General features: G+C 60.0%; 4 protein-coding genes and 1 tRNA gene. 3 read left to right on the top strand and 2 right to left on the bottom strand.

The window, feature by feature from the left end; translation table 11 throughout:
* Together C0617_RS05120 and C0617_RS05115 are read left to right on the top strand one after the other, a co-directional pair.
* Positions 1 to 1,506, top strand: a 1,506-nt coding sequence (locus C0617_RS05120; RefSeq protein WP_291315939.1) for an MlaD family protein, incomplete at its 5' end; no start/stop codon positions are given.
* Positions 1,503 to 2,126 carry a PqiC family protein gene (locus C0617_RS05115; RefSeq protein ID WP_291315938.1) on the top strand — a complete coding sequence of 208 codons (624 nt, stop codon included), beginning with the start codon at positions 1,503 to 1,505 and terminating at the stop codon, positions 2,124 to 2,126. The genes C0617_RS05120 and C0617_RS05115, both read left to right, overlap by 4 nt.
* 223 nt (positions 2,127 to 2,349) lie before the next feature.
* Here the strand turns inward: C0617_RS05115 and C0617_RS05110 are convergent, their stop codons facing one another.
* Together C0617_RS05110 and C0617_RS05105 are read right to left on the bottom strand one after the other, a co-directional pair.
* The gene (locus C0617_RS05110) at positions 2,350 to 2,628 is read right to left on the bottom strand and encodes a peptidylprolyl isomerase (RefSeq protein ID WP_291315937.1); all 279 of its coding nucleotides are present in this window, start codon (positions 2,626 to 2,628) and stop codon (positions 2,350 to 2,352) included.
* A 113-nt stretch (positions 2,629 to 2,741) separates the two neighbouring features.
* A tRNA-Leu gene (locus C0617_RS05105) sits at positions 2,742 to 2,827 on the bottom strand.
* 104 nt (positions 2,828 to 2,931) lie between these two features.
* Here C0617_RS05105 and C0617_RS05100 point away from each other — a divergent pair.
* Positions 2,932 to 3,408: an NUDIX hydrolase gene (locus C0617_RS05100; RefSeq protein ID WP_291315936.1), complete on the top strand. Its 477-nt coding sequence runs from the start codon at positions 2,932 to 2,934 to the stop codon at positions 3,406 to 3,408.
* Positions 3,409 to 3,471 lie beyond the last annotated feature (63 nt).

The raw sequence follows: 3,471 nt of genomic DNA, 5'->3' as shown, positions 1-3,471 counted from the left end.
TCCGAAAAAGGCCCCGAGATAACCATCGTTTTCCAGTCGGCCGAGGGGTTGGAGGCAGGCAAAACCAAGGTCCAGTTCAAACATGTAGAGGTCGGGAAAGTCACCGACATCGAACTCGACACGGAAACCGAACAGGTCGTGGTGACTGCCGAGATGCAGAAAGGGGCCGAGGTCTACATGACGGACGAAACCCGGTTCTGGGTTGTGCGGGCGCGCGTTGCTGCCGGCGAAGTGACCGGGCTGGGGACCCTCTTTTCAGGGGCATACATCGGCTGCAGCCCCTCGAAGGAGGGCAAACCGACCCGCCAGTTCAAGGGGCTTGAGAAGCCGCCGGTACTGACCGGCCACATGCCCGGCCGTCATTTTCTTCTCGAGTCGGCCTCTCTCGGCTCTCTCGATATCGGGTCGCCGGTCTACTACCGGGGGATCAAGGTGGGCCAGGTGGTCGAATTCGGGTTCGACGAATCGGCCGAAGCGGTCGATATCGGGATCTTCGTCAATGCCCCCTACCACGAAAAGATCCGCCAGAACACCCGTTTCTGGAATGCCGGCGGGATCGATTTCACCTTGGACACGGAGGGGGTCAGGGTCGACACCCAGTCGCTCGTCTCGATATTGCTCGGCGGGATCGCCTTCGACCTCCCCGATCACCTTACGCCGGCAGATCAGGCCGAGGACGACCGAATCTTTCAACTCTATGAGAACCGCGAGGATATCGAGGAACGTGCCTACCAGGTCAAGCGCTACTACCTGATGTATTTCGACCAGAACGTGCGCGGCCTTGCCCCCGGGGCCCCGGTGGAGATCCGGGGGATCAAAATCGGCGAGGTCGTGGATGTCAAGCTCGAGGTCAACATGGATGAGGTGACGGCCCGCGTCGCAGTTCTCGCGCTGATAGAGCCGGAACGCATCGATACCGTCATCGAGGGCACGGTCGCCTCGAGCGGCGCCAAGAATATTGCCCCCGAAGAGGAGACGGTGGAGAACATGGTCCGCCTGGTTGACAAGGGCCTGCGGGCGCAACTGAAGACCGGCAACCTGCTGACCGGTCAGCTCTACGTCGACCTCGACTTCTACCCGGACGCCCCCCCGGAGGCAGTCACCACGCGGAACGATCACCCGGTGATGCCGACCCTTCCGGCGCCCTTCGAGCAGATGGCCCAGCGGGTGAACAATATCCTCAAGGAGGTCGAGAAAATGCCCCTGCGGGAGATCGCCCGGGACCTGCACAAGGCGATCAAGGCCCTTCACGAGACCCTGGAAGAGGCCGGACAGGTGGCGGGAGGAATCAACGGGGAGGTCCTGCCGGAGCTCAAGGCGGCCCTGGACGATTTCCAGACCACCATGAGCGGGATCGACAAGACCCTCGGACCCGATTCCGCTTTGAACTACAACGCCAGAAACGTCATGAGCGAGATGGCGGCGACGGTTCGATCCCTGAGGGCCCTGATCGACTATGTGGAGCGCAACCCGCAGGCCGTGATCTTCGGCAAGGAGGCGGAATGATGAAGGCTTTCCACCTGAAAAGCTGGCCTTTCGGCTTGTGTTGCCTGCTGGTTCTTCTGTTGGCCGGTTGCGGCGGCAAATCCCCCTCGGTTGCTTACTACAGCCTGGCCTCGATCGAGCAGATCGACCCCGGTGCGGAACCGGTGGCAAAACTCGACCTCGCCCTGGGGGTCGGCCCGGTGACGGTCCCCGAGTACCTGAAAAAATCCCAGATCGCCACCCGCCTCGGCGGCCGCCGCTACCAGTTCGACGAGTTCCACCGCTGGGCCGGGATGATCGAGCAGGATCTTGCCCGGGTCATCGGCAACAACGTCGGGTTTTTGCTCGGCACGGACAAGGTCATGTTCTTCCCCTGGGTACACTATTTCAAGCCGGACTACCGGCTGTTGGTGGAGGTCATCCAGTTAGACAGCGACCTGCACGGTGATGCGGTGCTCAGCGCCCGGTGGGCCGTCAGTGATGCCTCCGGAGAGACGATCCTTGGCTCGGGGAAAAGGGATTACCGGCAGGCTCTGGCGAACCCGAGTTACGAAGCCCTGGTCGATGCAGAGAGCCTGGTCATGGCGGAATTCAGCAGGGACCTTGCCGAGGAACTGCGGATGTTGGCATTGCAGAGATGATGGCGCCTCTGGCCGCCAGAAGGCACTCGTTGGATGAAAAATCGGCTTCGATTACATGAAATCCCATGTTTTGTGATTGCCGCGGCGCATTTTCACCACACCCTTCGCCACAGAGGGGACGTCCACAACGAAAAAAGGGATGACCACGGGCCATCCCTTTCGACTTGTCCTGTTCCTGTCGACACCCGACATTACTCCCGCGAACCTGCTGGCGCGGGAGGGATCACCACCTTTTCGTAATCTCTACCAGATGATAGCCGAACTGGGTCTTGACCGGCCCATGAACCGTGTTCAGGTCAGCGGAAAAGACGATTTCATCGAATTCCTTCACCATCTGCCCCGGGCCGAAAGAGCCGAGATCGCCGCCGCCGCGACCCGAGGGGCAGGAGGAATATGACCGAGCGATATCGGCGAAATCTGCTCCGCCTTCGATTTCGGCCTTAAGTTTCAGGCATTCTTCTTCGGTATCCACCAGGATGTGCCGGGCTGTCGCATACGCCATGATTTTCTCCTATGTTCTGCGGTTGAAAAATTTCCTCAAATAATCACCCAGATCCGGACATTCCACAAGGTTAAAAAAAGAGCCGGACAAGAATGCCGGCTCTTTTTTTCAGATGGTACCCGGGACGAGAATCGAACTCGTACGGCCTAGGGCCGAGGGATTTTAAGTCCCTTGCGTCTACCAGTTCCGCCACCCGGGCAAAGTGTGTTAGTTTTAGTCGATTTGTTCCCGAGGTGTCAACGTAAAAGCCCCCTGAATCACTGGGGACAGCGGGGAACTCAAGACTATCGGAGCGGAGGTTTTATGAAAAAAGAACTGAAATGCCCCGCCTGCGGTGCCCCGGTCGAGGCCTACCGCAACCCCATTCCCACCGTGGACATCATCATCCGGGTGGGGGAGAAGATCGTCCTTATCGAGCGCAGAAACGAACCCAGGGGCTGGGCCCTGCCAGGGGGCTTCGTCGACTATGGGGAGAGCCTGGAGGCCGCCGCCGTTCGCGAGGCCCGGGAAGAGACCGCCCTGGAACTGGGAAATTTGAAACAGTTCGGAGCCTACTCCGACCCGGCGCGCGACCCACGACAGCACAACATATCGGTCGTCTTCACCGCAGAAGGCCTGGGAACGCCACAGGGGGGCGACGACGCGGCCCGGGCCGCCCTCTTCTCCCTAAACGACCTCCCCGCCCCGCTGTGCTTCGATCACGACCGGATTCTCGAGGATTATCGAAAGACAGTGACGGGTGACGGGGGACGGGTGCAAGCCGCTACTGAAAAAAATTGATCTCGGGCTCTTCATCCAGAAGGCCCATCCGCACGGAGAGGTTGAAAAAGAGCCTCAGCCCCT

The organism is Desulfuromonas sp. (assembly GCF_002868845.1).
Taxonomy (GTDB): domain Bacteria; phylum Desulfobacterota; class Desulfuromonadia; order Desulfuromonadales; family BM501; genus BM501.
The sequence above is the reverse complement of the archived record's forward strand: the minus strand, read 5'-3'. Positions and strand labels throughout refer to the sequence as shown.

Bases quoted from the DNA above. Each gene is read 5' to 3' on its own strand.
- C0617_RS05110 (WP_291315937.1), bottom strand. From the start codon at position 2,628: ATGGCGTATGCGACAGCCCGGCACATCCTGGTGGATACCGAAGAAGAA.
- C0617_RS05115 (WP_291315938.1), top strand. From the start codon at position 1,503: ATGATGAAGGCTTTCCACCTGAAAAGCTGGCCTTTCGGCTTGTGTTGC.
- C0617_RS05100 (WP_291315936.1), top strand. From the start codon at position 2,932: ATGAAAAAAGAACTGAAATGCCCCGCCTGCGGTGCCCCGGTCGAGGCC.